Here is a 16,358-nt window from a genome sequence, read left to right on the forward strand (position 1 = left end):
ATGACGGCGCGCAATGCGGGCGGCTAGAATCGCGCCCTGTCCCCATGGATGCCGCCGATGACCCGTGAATCCCTGCCCGCCGGTCCCATCGCCCCCCAAGACGTTCACCTCACACCCGTGGGCCTGGTGTCGGGCGCCCACGCCGCGGCCGGCCGGCCATTGGCGGGCACGGCGCTGGCCTACACCGGGGTGGAGGTCGCGGTACGCCGGGGCGGGCAGGTGAGCCGCCGTGTGTTGGGCTTGGCCGACCTCGCGGCCTGGGCGGACGGTGCCGGGCTGACGGCTGAGATCGGACAACGCCTGGCGGCGCTGTCGTCGCCGCGCCCGCCCTTCGCCGGGCTGGATATGGGCCGCCCCCTGGTCATGGGCATCGTTAATGTCACACCCGACAGCTTTTCCGACGGCGGTGATTTCGCCGCTACGGATGCCGCCGTCGCCCATGGCCGCGCGCTGTTGGCCGCCGGCGCCGACATCCTGGACATCGGTGGCGAAAGCACCCGGCCGGGGGCGGCGCCGGTGTCACCGGTTGAGGAGGCCGCTCGCGTCGTGCCCGTCATCCGCGCCCTGGTGGCGGAGGGGGCGGCGGTGGTCTCGGTCGATACCCGGCACGCCGCCGTCATGGCGGCGGCGCTGGATGCCGGCGCCCACATCGTCAACGATGTCAGCGCGTTGGAAGGGGACCCCGACAGCCTTGCCCTAGTGGCGGCGCGCGGCTGCCCCGTCATCCTCATGCACATGCGGGGCGACCCCCGCACCATGCAGGTTGAGCCGTGGTACGAAGATGCCGCCTTGGATGTGATGGATTATCTGCTGGCCCGGGTGGAGGCCTGCGTCGCCGCAGGCATTCCCCGGGGACGCATCGCGGTCGATCCGGGGATCGGCTTCGGTAAGTCGGTGGCGCACAATCTGGACATTTTGCGCCACACGGCGCTCTATCATGGCACCGGCTGCGCCCTGCTGGTCGGCCTGTCGCGCAAGCGCTTTCTCGCCGCCCTGTCGCGGGGGGAGGCGCCGAAGGATCGGGTGGCCGGATCGCTGGCCGCCGGCCTTGCGTGCCTTGACCGGGGCACGCATATCCTGCGGGTGCATGATGTGGCGGAGACGGTGCAGGCCCGCGCCCTATGGCAGGCGCTGCACGGATTGCCCTGATTGGGCGTTGCTTTGAACTGATGACGGCGTGGAAGACGATGGCGCGTAAACTCTTTGGTACCGACGGCATTCGCGGCACGGCCAATACCGAGCCCATGACGGCGGAGACGGCCTTGAGGGTGGCCATGGCGGCCGCCCTGCAGTTCCGCCGCGGCAACCATCGCCATCTGGTGGTCATCGGCAAGGATACCCGCCTGTCGGGCTATATGCTGGAGCCGGCGCTGACCGCGGGCTTCATCTCCATGGGTATGGACGTCACCCTGGTGGGCCCCATGCCGACACCGGCGGTGGCCATGCTGACCCGTTCCCTGCGGGCCGACATGGGGGTCATGATCTCCGCCTCCCACAACCCCTACTATGACAACGGCATCAAGCTGTTCGGGCCCGACGGTTACAAGCTGTCGGATGAGGTGGAGGCCGCCATCGAGGCACGCATGGTGGAAGGCTTCTCCGGCGACCTGGCCAGCCCGCGCGACCTGGGCCGCGCCCAGCGCCTGGACGACGCCATCGGCCGCTATATCGAGCAAGCCAAGGCCACCTTCCCCCGTGGCCTGCGCCTGGATGGGCTGAAGATCGTGGTCGATTGCGCCCACGGCGCCGCCTACAAGGTGGCGCCCAAGGTGCTGTGGGAGTTGGGGGCCGAGGTCATTCCCGTGGCGGTATCGCCCGATGGCTTCAACATCAACAAGGAGTGCGGCGCCACGGCGCCCAAGGCCATGCGCGACGCCGTGGTGGCCCATGGCGCCCACCTGGGCATCGCGCTGGACGGTGACGCCGACCGCCTGATCCTGGCGGATGAGACCGGCACCCAGATCGATGGCGACCAGGTCATGGCCCTGATCGGCGGCGCCTGCGCCGATGCCGGCACGCTGCGCGGCGGCGGTGTGGTGGCCACGGTCATGTCCAACCTGGGCCTGGAACTGCACCTCAAGCGCCGTGGCCTGAGCCTGGCCCGCACGCCGGTGGGTGATCGCTATGTCGTGGAGCATATGCGCGAGCATGGCTTCAACGTGGGCGGGGAGCAGTCCGGTCACATCGTCCTGTCCGACCATGGCACCACGGGCGACGGCTTGGTGGCCGCCTTGCAGGTGCTGGCCGTCATCCAGCAGTCGGGCAAGCCGGCGTCGGAGGTGCTGCGGGTCTTCCAGGCGCTGCCCCAGGTGCTGAAGAACGTGCGGTTCGACCCGGCAGGGGGCGCCACGCCCCTGGCGGCCGCCAGCGTCCAGGACGCCATTCGCGCTGGCGAGGCCCGGCTGGGCGGCACCGGCCGCGTGCTGATCCGCAAGTCGGGCACCGAGCCGCTGATTCGCGTCATGGCGGAGGGTGACGACCAAGGCCTGGTGACGACCGTGGTGGACGACATCATCGGCGCCATCCAGGACGCGGCGCCGCGGCCGGCCTCCAAAGTCGCGGAATAAGGCGGTGCGCGGCCGTGTCCTGATCATCGCCGGTTCCGACAGCGGCGGCGGCGCCGGCATCCAGGCGGATATCAAGGCGGTGACGGCGCTGGGTGGCTACGCCATGACGGCGGTGGCGGCCCTGACGGCGCAGGACACCCACGGCGTGCGGGCGGTGATGCCGGTGCCGCCGGACTTCATCGCCCTGCAGATGCGGCTGTGCCTGGCCGACATCGGCGCCGACGCCGTCAAGACCGGCATGCTGGCCTCGCCCGAGATCATCGAGACGGTGGTCGCGGTGCTGACCGAGCTGGGCGCCCCCGCCCTGGTGGTCGACCCCGTCATGGTGGCCAAGGGTGGCCAACGCCTGCTGGAAGACCGGGCCGTGTCCGTCGCCATCGAGCGGCTGCTGCCAATCGCCACCCTGCTGACCCCCAACACGGTGGAGGCCACGGCCCTGACCGGCCTGGCGGTGGACAGCGTGGACGACATGCGCCGCGCCGCCGACCGCCTGCTGGGCTTCGGTGCCCGCGCCGTGCTGATGAAGGGCGGCCATCGCGCCGGCCCGGTGGTGACCGACGTACTGGTGACCCCGATGGGGGAACACACCTATACCGCGCCGCGCATCGACACCGTCCACACCCATGGCACCGGCTGCACCCTGGCCTCGGCCATCGCCTGCGGCCTGGCCCAGGGGCTGGACGCGCCGACGGCGGTGGCCCGCGCCCACGCCTATGTGCAGGAGGCCATCCGCACCGCCCCCGGTTTCGGCGGTGGCCACGGCCCGCTGAACCACGCGCACACCGTCAGGCCGTTTCCCTAATCCCGGGGCGTGAGGCCTTGCCTCATGCGGACGGGCCCAGATCGGCGCTTGATGAGGTCAAACGAAACTCTCCCCCATTGCCGCCGGCTCCGCCAGCAGGCCGGCGACGATGCGCAGTCCTTGCTCCAGCAGGTCCGTGCGCTCCACCCCGCCGATGCAGACGCGCACGGCATGGGGGGTGTCGCCGCGCGCGACCGCGAAGGCGTCGGCCGGGGTGACCCGCACGCCGCGGCCCAGCAGCGCACGGGCGAAGTCCTCCCGCCGCCAGGGTTCGGGCAGGGGCAGCCATAGATGGGGGCAGGCGGGGTCGGAGGCGCCCCCCCGCAGCAGGCGGCGGGCCTGGGCCTGACGCTCCGCCACTAGCGCGCGCCGCTGCCCGGCGCAGTCCAGGGCGGCGCCGGACAGGATGAATTCCGCCGCCAGTTCCGCGCCCAGGGGATTGACCCCCAGCAGGGTGGCGCGCAGCAGGCTGCGCACCCGGTCCATCAGCGGTGGCGGGCACAGCAGGAAGCCGGTGCGCAGGCCCGGCATCAGATTCTTGGACAGGCTGGTCAGGAACAGCACCCGCTCCGGATCCAGCGCCGCCAGGGGCGCCGGGTCCGTCCTGGGCGCCAGGAAACCATAGACGTCGTCCTCCACCACCAGGATGCCGGCCCGGCGGCAGACCTCCAGCAGCGCCTGACGCCGGGGGGCGCTTTGCGTCACCGTGGTGGGGTTGTGCAGGCGGGGCATGCAGTACAGGGCGTGGGCGCCGTGGGTTCGGGCCGCCTGGTCCAGCGCGTCGGGCACCAAGCCCTCGCCGTCCATGGCCACCGGCACCAGCCGCAGGTCCAGCAGGCCCGCCAGTGGCTTCACCGCCGGATAGGACAGCCGCTCCACCAGCAGGCTGTCGCCAGGGCGGGTGATGGCGGCCAGCGCCAGATGCATGGCGTTCTGCCCGCCGGCGGTGGGCAGGATCAGGGCGGGGTCGGCCACCATCCCGGTGGTCTGTTCGATCCAGGCGGCGCCCGCCTGGCGGTGGCGGGCGCTGCCGTTGACGGGCGGATAGTGCATCAGGCCCGACAGGTCGCCGCGGTCCGCCAGCTGCATCAGGGCTTGGCGCAGCCGTTCCTCGTTGGGGCGCTGGGTCAAGGCGTTCACGGACAGGTCGATGACGCCGCTGTCGTCCCCCGTGGGCGCCTCCGCCGGACGGGGGTCGCGCACGAACGTGCCGCGGCCGACCTCCCCGCCGATCAGGCCGCTGCGCTCGGCTTCCGCATAGGCGCGGGTCACCGTGCCCACGGTGACACCCAGCCGCCAGGCGAGATCCCGGTGGGTGGGCAGCTTGGCGCCGATGGGCAGGCTGCCGCTGCCGATGTCATCCTGCAGGGCGGCGGCGATGGCCCGGTAGCGGGGGCCGGGCCGCTGGGAAATGTCGGGCAGCCACGCGGGCTGCTTACCGGTCATTGTCATGGCGACAATATCCGTATTGATGGGGGCATTTAGCTGTTCTATTCGGAAATTGTGCTGATTTCTACCCACCACATGCGCGGACAATGCGGACTTGTCCGTCGGAGGATGCCCCCATGCGCCTGCCCGTCTACCAGATCGACGCCTTCACCGATGCCGTCTTCGGGGGCAACCCCGCCGCCGTGGTGCCGCTGGACGCCTGGCTGCCGGACGCGGTCATGCAGGCCATCGCGGCGGAGAACAACCTGTCTGAAACCGCCTTCTTCGTGCCGCCGGGCCCGGGCGATGAGGACGCCTGGGGGCTGCGCTGGTTCACGCCGGCGGTGGAGGTCGATTTGTGCGGCCACGCCACGCTGGCGACGGCGCACCTGATGATGAACATCCTGCACCCCGGCACCGACAGGGTGGTGTTCCGCACACAGAAGGCCGGCCTGGTGGCCGTGACGCGGGAACAGGGATTGTTGACCCTGGACTTTCCCGCCCGTCCGCCGCGGCTGCCGGAAGCCATCCACCCAGGCTTGGTGGCGGCTCTGGGCGGGCCGGCCCCCGCGGCGATCCTGGCCGCGCGGGACTATCTGGTGGTTTACGACGATGCCGCCGTCGTGCGTGCGCTGGCGCCGGACATGGCGGCGCTGATGGACATCGATCGCTTCGCCGTCATCGTCACCGCGCCGGGGGATGAGCCCGGCGTACATTTCATCTCCCGCTTCTTCGCGCCGTCGGAGGGGGTGCCGGAGGATCCGGTGACGGGGTCCGCCCACTGCACCCTGATTCCCTACTGGGCCCAGCGCTTGGGCACCGATCGGCTGGCGGCGCGGCAGGTGTCGCGGCGGGGTGGGGCGTTGACGTGCCGGTTGGAGGGCGAGCGCGTGCGCATCGGCGGGCAGGCCGTCCTGTTCCTGGAGGGGCATATTCACATCTGAGGGAAGCGCCCGGCGGTGGCGGGCGTCCGCTGCCGCGCCAGCGTATCGGGGCCCGCATCGCCCGAAAGGGGGGATGTGGCCGAAGGCCTATGCCGTTCAGCGGATTGACCCGGCCACCGTCTTTTGGGGAGGATGCGCCACGCTTCGGAGTCGGAAGGGGTATGGCATTGGTTGGTCTGCCCCCAACCGGCGGTTTGACCCTTCCGCTCCGGGTATACCCGCCTCGCGGTCAGAATCTTTCCGATTCCATTGGCATGCCGGTTCCGGAAGGGGTGGTTGCTGACATTGCCGTTTACCAAGCGGTGAGGATGCGGGATGATGGTCCACGTATCTTTCATAAAACGGGGCGTTTATGCTGTATTAACAATACGGCCGCGCCGATCTATTCGTTGGAGCCAGGGGGCCCGTGGAAAGGCAACAGCAACTGATCGGAACGGTAAAGACCGCGTTCGAGCTGCACAGCCTGCACAATGACCAGTGGCTTCTGGTCAAGGAAGGGCCGGATCTGCGCCAGATCGAGCCGGCGGCGGCCTTGCTGATCGATCGCAAGGAGGTCGATGGCGTCCGCATCGTCCGCCGCCGCGACTATGTCGATCATGACTTCAAGAGCCACATCACCGTGCGCAAGCGCCTGCGCGCCGGGGTGGCGGAAACCGATCCACTGCAGATCGCCAATCCTGGACGCGACGCCTCGTGGTGTGAGCGGCCGGAGGATTTCACCGGCGATGTCCAGCGCCAGGTCATCCGCGGGCTGTTCGCCCGCTATCTGGATGAGAGCCGGCTGACCCCGCTTGAGGTGTTGTATTACGAGGTGGCGGCCCGCGCGCTGGACAACGCCGGCACCCTGGTGCAAGGGGCGTTGCAGCGTCTGGCCAGCCAGCAGGTGCGCGGTAGCCAGCAGACGGCCGTATCGCGCATGAAGGAACTGATGGCCATGGTGGACGATGGCCTCAGCCGTCTGGTCGCCAAGGCCAAGGGCAACCCCGTGCCGCCATTGGCGCCAGGGGGCCTCAAGGCGCTGTCGGACAAGCTCGCGGCCGCTGGCGATCCCATCCCGGGCCTCTATCGCGCCACCGCGGCCTATCTTGCCGGTTGCAAGACGTGGATGGAAAAGCTGGACCGGCTGTTCCGGCTGTTCAGTCCCGAGCTGACGGTGCGCGAGATGCGCATCATCGATAGCATCGCCGCGGAGATCATGGGCTCTTCCCTGGCCTTGCGTGAGCTGGTGGGGAAGGAGGCTGACCGCATCGAGCTGGTGCTGAACGCCATCAACCTCTATGTGGGCAAGCTGGGCAAGGTGGAGATGGACGCCGCCGGCAGCCATCTGCCGGGCGTCATCACCCTATCGGAATTGTTGGCCCAGGGTGTTCTGCCCCGCACGCTGGCGGAACTGCGCCTCGGTCTGTTGCGCCACCTGCACGCCCGTCTGCCGTTTCATGGGGAGCGCCATGTCCAGGATGAATTGCGCGCGCTGGTCCGTATCCAGGACCATCTGAAGGTCACCGCACCCAGCCTGGTGAATGACGAGGAGATCCAGGAAGCCATCGCGCTGCGCGCCGACAAGCTGATCCAGCCTGAGGCCATGTCGGATGTGATGGCGCTGGCCCGCGGCACCTATTCCAAGATCAACCTGATCTTGAGTTTGGTGAACATGGCGCCGGGCAGGCAGGCCAAGGCCAAATTGGCGCCCTACCTGCGCTCGCTCATCGTGCCGGACGATATCGTCTGGGACATGGGCTGCCAGAATCGGCGTATGGACATCATCCCGCCGCTGAGCGAGTTGTCCGACCGCATCCTGGCCGCCGGCTTGCCCGAGGGGCCCAAGCGCGAAATGCTGGAGATTATCGACAGCGCGCTGTTCGAGACGGTGCGGACGGAGATCGTCGGCAACCAGGCCATGGGGTTCGCCGACCGCATGCTGGCGCTGATCAACACCTGCGGTGGCTTGCCGGAGGGCAGGGCCCGCACTTTCGCCAGCGAGACGTTGACCACGGCGTTGCGCCGACCGGAATTCATCCTGAATTACCTGGAGCGCTTCGAAAGCGCCACGGAGCGGCGGGACAACTACTTCAAGCTGTGCGAGACCCTGGCCGCCAGCCGTCTGGTGCCGCCGGCGCTGATTCCCCACGCCGCCGCCTGAAATCGGCCTCCGGCGCCATAGCCGAAAGGATGTTACGTACGGCATTCCGGCATGGCAGCAATGTATCGCGGCCATGCCGTCATGATTGACGTTCTTGCGCGGCGCCCCTAGTGTCCGCGGCGGGACACGCCTCCCCAACGGGGCGCAACTATTCTGCAAGGAATAGCATCATGACCGTACCGCCGAAGCCCGAGAGCCGGCCGTCGAATCCTAATTTCTCCTCTGGTCCTTGCGCCAAGCGTCCCGGTTGGACGTTGGATGCCTTGAAGGGCGCCCTGGTGGGCCGCTCGCACCGGTCCAAGCCCGGCAAGGCCAAGCTGCAAGAGGTCATAGACCGCAGCCGCGCCCTGCTCAATATCCCGGCCGACTACCGTATCGGTATCGTTCCGGCCTCCGACACCGGTGCCGTTGAAATGGCCCTGTGGTCCCTGCTCGGCGCCCGCGGCGTCGACATGGTCGCCTGGGAGTCCTTCGGCAAGGATTGGGTGACCGACGTCGTGAAGCAGCTGAAGCTGGCCGATGCCCGCACCTTCACCGCCGGCTACGGCAAGCTGCCCGATCTGACGCAGGTCGATTTCAAGAACGACGTGGTCTTCACCTGGAACGGCACCACCTCCGGTGTGCGCGTGCCCAACGGTGACTGGATCGCCGATGACCGCGAAGGCCTGACCATCTGCGATGCCACTTCGGCCGCGTTCGCCATGGACCTGCCGTGGGACAAGCTGGATGTGGTCACCTGGTCCTGGCAGAAGGTGCTGGGCGGTGAGGCGGCCCACGGCATGCTGGTGCTGAGCCCCCGCGCCGTCGCTCGCCTGGAAAGCTACAAGCCGGCTTGGCCGTTGCCCAAGATCTTCCGCATGACCAAGGACGGAAAGATCGTCGAAGGCATCTTCAAGGGCGAAACCATCAACACCCCGTCCATGCTGGCGGTGGAAGATGCCCTGGATGGCCTGCGCTGGGCCGAATCCGTGGGCGGCCTGAAGGGCCTGATCGAACGGTCAGAGGGCAATCTGGCGGCCGTGGCCGACTGGGTCGCCAGCGGCACCACCGCCGCTTTCCTGGCCGATGTGCCCGCCACCCGCTCCTGCACCTCGATTTGCCTGAAGTTCGCCGATCCCAAGCTGGCCGGCCAGACGCCGGAAGTCCAGGCCGAGGTGGCGAAGAAGGTGGCCTCGCTGCTGGAGAAGGAAGGCGTGGCGCTGGACGCTGGCGCCTATCGCGACGCCCCCCCGGGCCTGCGCATTTGGGGCGGCGCCACGATCGAGCGGTCCGACATCCAGGCGCTGCTGCCCTGGATCGACTGGGCCTACGCCACGGTCGCGGCCGAGCTCGTCGCCTGATCCGCGTTCCCGCGCTTTAAAAGCCTATCCCTGACATACGGCCTGGCGCCGCCCCACACCCGGAAACCATCCGGACGGCGGCGCCGGCCCATCCTCGCCAGAAGGATACGAGAGCCATGCCCAAGGTTCTTATTTCGGACAGCCTCAGCCCCCGCGCCGTCGAGATTTTCAAGGAGCGCGGCGTCGAGGTCGACGTCATCACCGGCCTGAAGCCCGATGAGCTGAAGGCCATCATCGGCAAGTACGATGGCCTGGCCATCCGCTCGTCGACCAAGGTCACCAAGGAAGTCCTGGCCGTCGCCACCAACCTGAAGGTGGTCGGCCGCGCCGGTATCGGCGTCGACAATGTCGACGTGCCCGCCGCGACCGCCAGCGGCGTGGTGGTCATGAACACCCCCTTCGGCAACTCCATCACCACCGCCGAGCACGCCATCGCCATGATGTTCGCGCTGGCCCGTGAAATCCCGGCCGCCAACGCCTCCACCCACGCCGGCAAGTGGGAAAAGAACCGCTTCATGGGCGTCGAGCTGTACGGCAAGACCCTGGGCGTCATCGGCTGCGGCAACATCGGTTCCATCGTCGCCGACCGCGCCGTGGGCCTGAAGATGCGCGTCGTCGCCTTCGATCCCTTCCTGTCGGCGGAGCGTGCCCAGGACCTGGGCGTGGAGAAGGTGGAGCTGGACGAGCTGCTGCGCCGGGCCGATTTCATCACCCTGCACACGCCCCTGACCGACGCCACCCGCAATGTCCTGGACGCCAAGGCCTTGGCCAAGACCAAGCCTGGCGTGCGTATCATCAATTGCGCCCGTGGCGGCCTGATTGTCGAGGCCGACCTGAAGGCGGCGCTGGACAGCGGCCATGTGGCCGGTGCCGCGCTCGACGTGTTCGCGGAAGAGCCGGCCAAGGAAAGCATCCTGTTCGGCAATGAGAAGATCATCTGCACGCCCCACCTGGGCGCCTCCACCACCGAGGCGCAGGAGAACGTGGCTCTGCAGGTGGCCGAGCAGATGTCCGACTTCCTGGTCACCGGCGCCGTGGTCAACGCGCTGAACATGCCATCGGTCTCGGCGGAAGACGCGCCCAAGCTGAAGCCATACATGAAGCTGGCCGAGCAGCTGGGCGGTTTCGCCGGCCAGATCACCGAGACGGGCCTGAAGTCGGTGACGGTCGAGTACGAGGGTCAGGTCGCCGACCTCAACACCCGGCCGCTGACCGCCATCGTCCTCATGGGCCTGCTGTCGCCCTTGCTGGCTTCGGTCAACATGGTCAACGCCCCCGTCATCGCGCGCGAGCGGGACATCAAGGTGGCCGAGACCAAGCGCGACGAGGCAGCCGACTACCAGACCCTGATCCGCGTCGTGGTGCAGACCGAGCGGGCGACCCGCACCGTGGCCGGCACCCTGTTCGGCGGCGAGAAGCCCCGCATCGTGCAGATCGAGGAAGTGCCGATCGAAGCGGAATTGAGCGAGCACATGCTGTTCATCCGCAACGAGGACAAGCCCGGTTTCATCGGCAAGCTGGGCACCACCCTGGGCGATGCCGGTGTGAACATCGCCACCTTCCACCTCGGCCGTACTGAGGCGGGCGCCAATGCCATCGCCCTGGTGTCGGTGGACCAGGAAGTGGGCGATGCCCTGCTGGAGCGCATCCAAGGCCTGGCCAGCGTCGTGCGGGCGAAAGCCCTGCGCTTCTAAGCGCCTGGCGTCAGTCTATTTGGATAGGACAAGCCGCCCCGGGGAGGTCTCTGGGGCGGCTTTTTTTATGGGCATTTGGTCAATCCCTTGATCGTTTCGGGAACGAACTAAATAAATCGGACCATATCCGCAAGAGCCGATTTTGTGCGTCCCGACCCCTGTTCTTCTGTGGTATTAGAAGTCACCGGCTTGGTCATCCCGGCAGGGGACCCCGGCCACCGATCCAGCGACACCATTCAACCCTAGGTGCCATCGATGAGCTCCACGCCCACCAGTCTGTCGAAGACCGAGTTGTCCTCCGCCCTCCAGGAAATCAGCCGGGAACTGGAAGGCCTGCGCGCCGAGATCGAAAAGGTGGGCACCGTCGCCCAGCAGATTGACGCCATCGCCAAGCAGACCAACCTGCTGGCCCTGAACGCCACCATTGAGGCCGCCCGCGCGGGCGAGGCCGGCAAGGGCTTCGCCGTCGTCGCCGGTGAAGTGAAGAACCTGTCGGGCCAGACCGCCGCCGCCACCGCGGAAATCTCCGCCGTGCTGCAGAGCCTGACCAAGCGCACCCAGCACCTGGGTCAGCTGGTCGAGCGGGCGATCACCTCCGCCTGATAAGGCGTACCCGCCTGCGAAAGGTGGGTTTCAAGGGGTGACAGTGTATTCGCGGGCCCGCGCCGGGGATTACCCTTCCAGGCGCGGGCCCGTTTGTTTACCAAACCACGCGCGTCTTTTGGTGTGCCCGTTTGGCGACGGGGGCGGGGGCGGTCAACAATTTCGGATATCCGAAAGCTTTCTGATTTTCCCGCGTTTCCATTTTCGGCGTTTGTGACTTACTCTGACGGATGAGGGTGGCGGGCGGCCTCTCTTGAAAGCGGGGTACCCTGAACGGGTGGCCCGATCCGGTCACCCGCCCGGCCAAGCCCACTGTGCGGGGAGAGCACGTGCTGTTCGCTGAGGGATCACAGGCTGCCGCCCATCTCGCCCAACGGGCGATGGACCGCATGCGTACGGAGTCCGTGGCGCCACAGCCGCACAACTTCACCGTCTGGTACGCCTATTACAGCGGCCGCTATCCCGACCTGACCCGGGCGGTGGACATCATCGCCAGCAACGGCCTGCCCTTTACCGAGCAGCGCTGCGCCGAGCTGTATCACAAGTTTTTCGCCGCCGATGACGAAATCCAGGCCATCCAGGAAATCGGCGCCAAGCTGACCGAGGCCCTGTCCGGCGTCACCGGCGCCGTGGCCTCCGCCGGCAACGACGTGGGGACCTTCGGCGCGGCGCTGAAGGTGTTCCAGGGGCAGGTCGACCTGTCAGACACGCTGGAGCAGCTGCGCGGCATCATCCGCGCCATGACCGAGCAGGCGCAGCGGGTGGCTGTGCGCAACCAGTTCCTGCAGACGCAACTGAGCGACAGCGCCCAACAGCTGGAAACCATGCGCCGCGACCTGGACACCGTGCGGCGTGAGGCCATGACCGACGCGCTGACGGACCTCGCCAACCGCAAGCAGTTCGACCAGGCCCTGCGCGAGGCCGCGGCCACCGCCATGGAAGATGGGCGCCCGCTGTGCCTGCTGATGATCGACATCGATTTCTTCAAGAAATTCAATGATAACCACGGCCATGTCGTGGGCGACCAGGTCCTGAAGCTGGTGGGACGCACCCTGAAGGACTCGGTGCGCGGGCGTGACACCGCCGCCCGCTTCGGCGGCGAAGAGTTCGCCATCATCATGCCCGAGTCGACCTTGGACGAGGCGTTGGCCTTCGCCGAGCAGACCCGTGCCACCATCGCCAACCGCCGCATCGTGAAGCGCACCTCCGGCGCCGCCATCGGCAACATAACGCTATCCGTCGGTGTCGCCCTCTACGAGCCGGGCGAGACGCTGGGCCGTTTCATCCAGCGAGCGGACGAGGCGCTGTACATGGCCAAGCACCAAGGCCGCAACCAGGTTCGGGCCTTCGTGGCGCCGGCCGAAGCGGCGCTGGTATAACGGATCGTCAAATCATGAGCTGGTTGGCTTTGATCGTCGTCCCGGCATTGTGGTTCAAGGCGGCTTTTGGCTCGCCGTTCCTCAATCCGGATTCGCAAGGTGCTAACGCGAGGAAGGTTTTTGCCGCTCGCCGGCTATCCTTCGCATTATCGATAGCGGCAGGAGGCGTCCTTTACGCTGCCATGCAGACGGGACAGCCGGCATTCCTGCCGCTCTTTATTGGTGCCGGCTTGCTAACCGCGATGATGCTCGCCGCGTTCTTCCGGGAAACTGGGCGGTGGAAACGAGTGCGGCGTTAGGGGGCAGTCCTTACCATTTGCGCTCGGTCTTCATGCCACCGGCGTTGATGGCGTCCAGGAAGGCGCTGCCGGTGGACTTGCGGGTGGCGCGCAAGGGGCCCTGGGTGCGGGTGGTGGCCACCACCTTGATGGCGGCCTCGGTCGCGTCGGTTTGGATCTGCCGGCGCACATCGGGTTCCAGCGATTCGAAAGCCTCGCGGGCGAAGACCATCGCGTTCTCCGACCGGGTCTCCAGAACCTGGCGCAACGCGTTGGCCGCCATCAGGCACTCCAGGCGCTCCGGCCCGGACAAATCGTCCAGGACGTCGGCCAGGATGCCGATCGCTTGCAGCGTCTTGGTATCGTTCAAGCGCAGGTTCATCGGTTCACTCCCCGCTTCGTCGGCCAGGGGCCCAAGGGCACCGCCGGACGAACGGCTTCGTCACGTTAAGCATCATCTTTCCACCATATGAACCGCTTGTGCAACGGGATAGAGCGGATCGCCCGAAGGCGGAATCGCCTTTGGGCGTGAAGCCGCTCGCGGACAGACTGAGCTATAGCCGGCTGTGGTTCCGATTAGACGCAGCCGGCTATAGGTGCTCCCCCTTTGGGGTGGGTCCACCGGTCGGAAAGCAAGGGCAGGGATGGGCCCGGTTATCGCGGGGGCAGACGAAAGCGGGCTTGTGCTATATATGTTCCCCATCATGACCGATCTTTTTTCCCGTTTGGACCCGCCCGCCCCGCCCAAGAAGGTCGAGCCTGAGAAGGCCGCGCCACCGGTCGCCGCCGCCTCAAGCGCCCCCTTGGGCGTGTCCAGGCCGGCCCCGCCGCCGCCCCTGCCGGTCGGCTGGTCGCCCGCCTATCTCGACGCCCTGAACCCGGCGCAGCGCGAGGCGGTGGAGGCGCTGGACGGCCCGGTGCTGGTGCTGGCCGGCGCCGGCACGGGCAAGACCCGGGCGCTGACCACGCGGCTGGCCCACCTGCTGATGACCCGGCGCGTCAGCCCGTGGAACATCCTGGCCGTCACCTTCACCAACAAGGCCGCGCGCGAGATGCGCGACCGCGTCGGTGCGCTGATGGGAACCGACACCGAGGGCTGGTGGATGGGCACCTTCCACGCCCTGGCCGCCCGCATCCTGCGCCGCCATGCTGAGCTGGTGGGCCTGACCTCCAGCTTCACCATCCTGGACACCGACGACCAGCTGCGCCTGCTGAAGCAGCTGATGGAGGCGGAGGGGGTGGACGGCAAGAAGTGGCCGGCCCGCGTGCTGCTGTCCGTCATCGAGCGGTGGAAGGATCGGGCGTTGCCGCCCGATCGCCTGCGCCCCGAGGATGCGGGCGAGGCCGCCGGCGGCAAGGTGCTGACCCTCTACCGCCAATACCAGGAACGCCTGCGCAATCTCAACGCCTGCGACTTCGGCGACCTGCTGATGCACAACATCACCCTGTTCCAGGCGCATTCGGACGTGCTGGCGGATTATCACCGCCGCTTCCGCTACATCCTGGTGGACGAGTACCAGGACACCAACGTGGCGCAGTATCTGTGGCTGCGCCTGCTGGCCCAGGGGCATCACAATATCTGCTGCGTTGGGGACGACGACCAGTCCATCTACGGCTGGCGCGGGGCCGAGGTGGGCAACATCCTGCGGTTCGAGCAGGACTTCCCCGGTGCCAAGATCATCCGGCTGGAGCAGAACTACCGCTCCACCGGCCACATCCTGGGGGCCGCCGCCGGTATCATCGCCAACAACCAGGGACGTCTGGGCAAGACCCTGTGGACGGAAGCCGAGGGCGGGGAAAAGGTGCGCCTGCGTGGCCTGTGGGATGCCGACAGCGAGGCCCGTTGGGTGGGCGATGAGGTGGAGGCGCTACAGCGCAAGGGCGTGGGCCTGGACCACATGGCCGTGCTGGTGCGCGCCGGCTTCCAGACCCGCGAGTTCGAGGAGCGCTTCATCACCTTGGGCCTGCCCTACCGCGTGGTGGGTGGCCAGCGCTTCTATGAGCGCCTGGAAATCCGCGACGCCATGGCCTACCTGCGCGTGGTGGCCCAGCCGGCGGACGATCTGGCGTTCGAGCGCATCATCAACACGCCCAAGCGCGGCATCGGCCCCGCCACCATCCAGCAGCTGTACCAGACCAGCCGCGTTCTGGGGGTGCCACTGCTGGAGGCGACCTGGCGCCTGACCGAGACGGACGAACTGAAGCCCAAGGTGCGCGGGACCCTGCGCGGCCTGGTGGAGGATTTCGCCCGCTGGCGCGCCCAGATCGACACCGTGCGCCATACCGACCTGGCCCAGGCCATCCTGGATGAGAGCGGCTACACCCGCATGTGGCAGGAGGACAAGACGCCGGAAGCGCCCGGCCGCCTGGAAAACCTGAAGGAACTCGTCAACGCCATGGGCGAGTTCGAGAACCTGCTGGGCTTCCTGGAACATGTCAGCCTGGTGATGGAGAACACCGAAACGGTGGGCGCCGCCCAGGTGTCGCTGATGACCCTGCACGGCGCCAAGGGCCTGGAATTCGACGTGGTCTTCCTGCCGGGGTGGGAGGAGGGGGTGTTCCCCAGCCAGCGCACCCTGGACGAGAATGGCATCGCCGGCCTGGAGGAGGAGCGGCGGCTGGCCTATGTCGGCATCACCCGGGGCCGCAAGCGCGTCTTCATCAGCCACGCCGCCAACCGGCGCATCCACGGCACCTGGTCCACCAGCCTGCCGTCGCGCTTCATTGGCGAACTGCCGGACGAGCATATCAATGTGGAGAATGACCCCGGCCTTACCTCTGGGCACTGGGGCCAAGGGATGGGCGGCCAGGGCATGGCCGGCGGCGGCGGGTACGGCGGCGGCTCCTGGGGCGCGCGCGGTGACAGCTTCAACGAGAGCTTCAACCGCATGGGCCGCCAGGCGCCCGCTGGTGGCGGCCGTGGCCGCCTGATCGAGGGCACGGCGCTGGATGTCACCCCCCGCGCCCGCCCCGACGCGCCCTTCCGCCCAGGCGTCCGCGTCTTCCACCAAAAGTTCGGCTACGGCGTGGTGAAGAACGTCGAGAACGACAAGCTGGAGATCTATTTCGAACACTCCGGCACGAAGAAGGTCATGGACAGCTTCGTCGTGCCGGCGGACCAGGCGGGGAAGTAGGCGGGGTTTTTACAGTTCCCTCACACGCTGGGCGCCGGCATCCGCCGGT

Annotated in this window: 13 protein-coding genes; 11 read left to right on the top strand and 2 right to left on the bottom strand. The window is 67.7% G+C overall.

Translation table 11 applies throughout. The annotated features are described in order from the left end of the window. The first annotated feature begins 57 nt into the window (after nucleotides 1-57). The 3 genes from folP to thiD are packed head-to-tail and all read left to right on the top strand — an operon-like array spanning nucleotide 58 to nucleotide 3,369. On the top strand, nucleotides 58-1,149 hold the full coding sequence (folP, locus tag FHS74_RS02395) for a dihydropteroate synthase (protein WP_246462859.1): 1,092 nt from the start codon (nucleotides 58-60) through the stop codon (nucleotides 1,147-1,149). Nucleotides 1,150-1,187: 38 nt separating this feature from the next. Further along, on the top strand, nucleotides 1,188-2,567 hold the full coding sequence (gene glmM, locus FHS74_RS02400; protein ID WP_184797088.1) for a phosphoglucosamine mutase: 1,380 nt from the start codon (nucleotides 1,188-1,190) through the stop codon (nucleotides 2,565-2,567). A 4-nt stretch (nucleotides 2,568-2,571) separates the two neighbouring features. Beyond that, a complete protein-coding gene (gene thiD, locus FHS74_RS02405; RefSeq protein WP_184797090.1) occupies nucleotides 2,572-3,369 on the top strand; it encodes a bifunctional hydroxymethylpyrimidine kinase/phosphomethylpyrimidine kinase in 798 nt (265 codons plus the stop codon). A 57-nt stretch (nucleotides 3,370-3,426) separates the two neighbouring features. Here the strand turns inward: thiD and FHS74_RS02410 are convergent, their stop codons facing one another. Next, nucleotides 3,427-4,821 carry an aminotransferase-like domain-containing protein gene (locus FHS74_RS02410; RefSeq protein ID WP_184797092.1) on the bottom strand — a complete coding sequence of 465 codons (1,395 nt, stop codon included), beginning with the start codon at nucleotides 4,819-4,821 and terminating at the stop codon, nucleotides 3,427-3,429. A gap of 113 nt (nucleotides 4,822-4,934) precedes the next feature. On the opposite strand from FHS74_RS02410, the gene FHS74_RS02415 reads away from it, so the two are divergent. The 7 genes from FHS74_RS02415 (at nucleotide 4,935) to FHS74_RS02445 (ending at nucleotide 13,196) form a co-directional block, all read left to right on the top strand. After that, complete coding sequence (locus tag FHS74_RS02415) at nucleotides 4,935-5,741, top strand: PhzF family phenazine biosynthesis protein (protein ID WP_184797093.1); 807 nt, start codon at nucleotides 4,935-4,937, stop codon at nucleotides 5,739-5,741. Between the two features lie 406 nt (nucleotides 5,742-6,147). Beyond that, on the top strand, nucleotides 6,148-7,881 hold the full coding sequence (locus tag FHS74_RS02420) for a hypothetical protein (RefSeq protein WP_184797095.1): 1,734 nt from the start codon (nucleotides 6,148-6,150) through the stop codon (nucleotides 7,879-7,881). Nucleotides 7,882-8,051: 170 nt separating this feature from the next. After that, a complete protein-coding gene (locus FHS74_RS02425) occupies nucleotides 8,052-9,221 on the top strand; it encodes a phosphoserine transaminase (RefSeq protein WP_184797096.1) in 1,170 nt (389 codons plus the stop codon). Nucleotides 9,222-9,337: 116 nt separating this feature from the next. Then, nucleotides 9,338-10,915, top strand: coding sequence for a phosphoglycerate dehydrogenase (serA, locus tag FHS74_RS02430; protein ID WP_184797097.1), 1,578 nt, complete (start codon nucleotides 9,338-9,340; stop codon nucleotides 10,913-10,915). A gap of 255 nt (nucleotides 10,916-11,170) precedes the next feature. Next, entirely contained in the window at nucleotides 11,171-11,518 is a 348-nt protein-coding gene (locus tag FHS74_RS30855) for a methyl-accepting chemotaxis protein (protein WP_004273812.1), read from the top strand. A gap of 389 nt (nucleotides 11,519-11,907) precedes the next feature. Further along, entirely contained in the window at nucleotides 11,908-12,897 is a 990-nt protein-coding gene (locus FHS74_RS02440; RefSeq protein ID WP_246462860.1) for a GGDEF domain-containing protein, read from the top strand. A 14-nt stretch (nucleotides 12,898-12,911) separates the two neighbouring features. Then, nucleotides 12,912-13,196, top strand: a complete 285-nt coding sequence (locus FHS74_RS02445; RefSeq protein WP_184797099.1) for a hypothetical protein — start codon at nucleotides 12,912-12,914, stop codon at nucleotides 13,194-13,196. 10 nt (nucleotides 13,197-13,206) lie between these two features. Here the strand turns inward: FHS74_RS02445 and FHS74_RS02450 are convergent, their stop codons facing one another. Next, nucleotides 13,207-13,557, bottom strand: a complete 351-nt coding sequence (locus FHS74_RS02450) for a hypothetical protein (protein ID WP_184797100.1) — start codon at nucleotides 13,555-13,557, stop codon at nucleotides 13,207-13,209. A gap of 322 nt (nucleotides 13,558-13,879) precedes the next feature. Between FHS74_RS02450 and FHS74_RS02455 the strand changes: the two genes are divergently transcribed. Beyond that, nucleotides 13,880-16,309 (top strand): ATP-dependent helicase, encoded by a 2,430-nt coding sequence (locus FHS74_RS02455; RefSeq protein WP_184797101.1) that lies wholly within the window; start codon nucleotides 13,880-13,882, stop codon nucleotides 16,307-16,309. Nucleotides 16,310-16,358: the final 49 nt, after the last annotated feature.

Source organism: Nitrospirillum iridis, assembly GCF_014205765.1.
GTDB classification, from domain to species: Bacteria; Pseudomonadota; Alphaproteobacteria; order Azospirillales; family Azospirillaceae; genus Nitrospirillum; species Nitrospirillum iridis.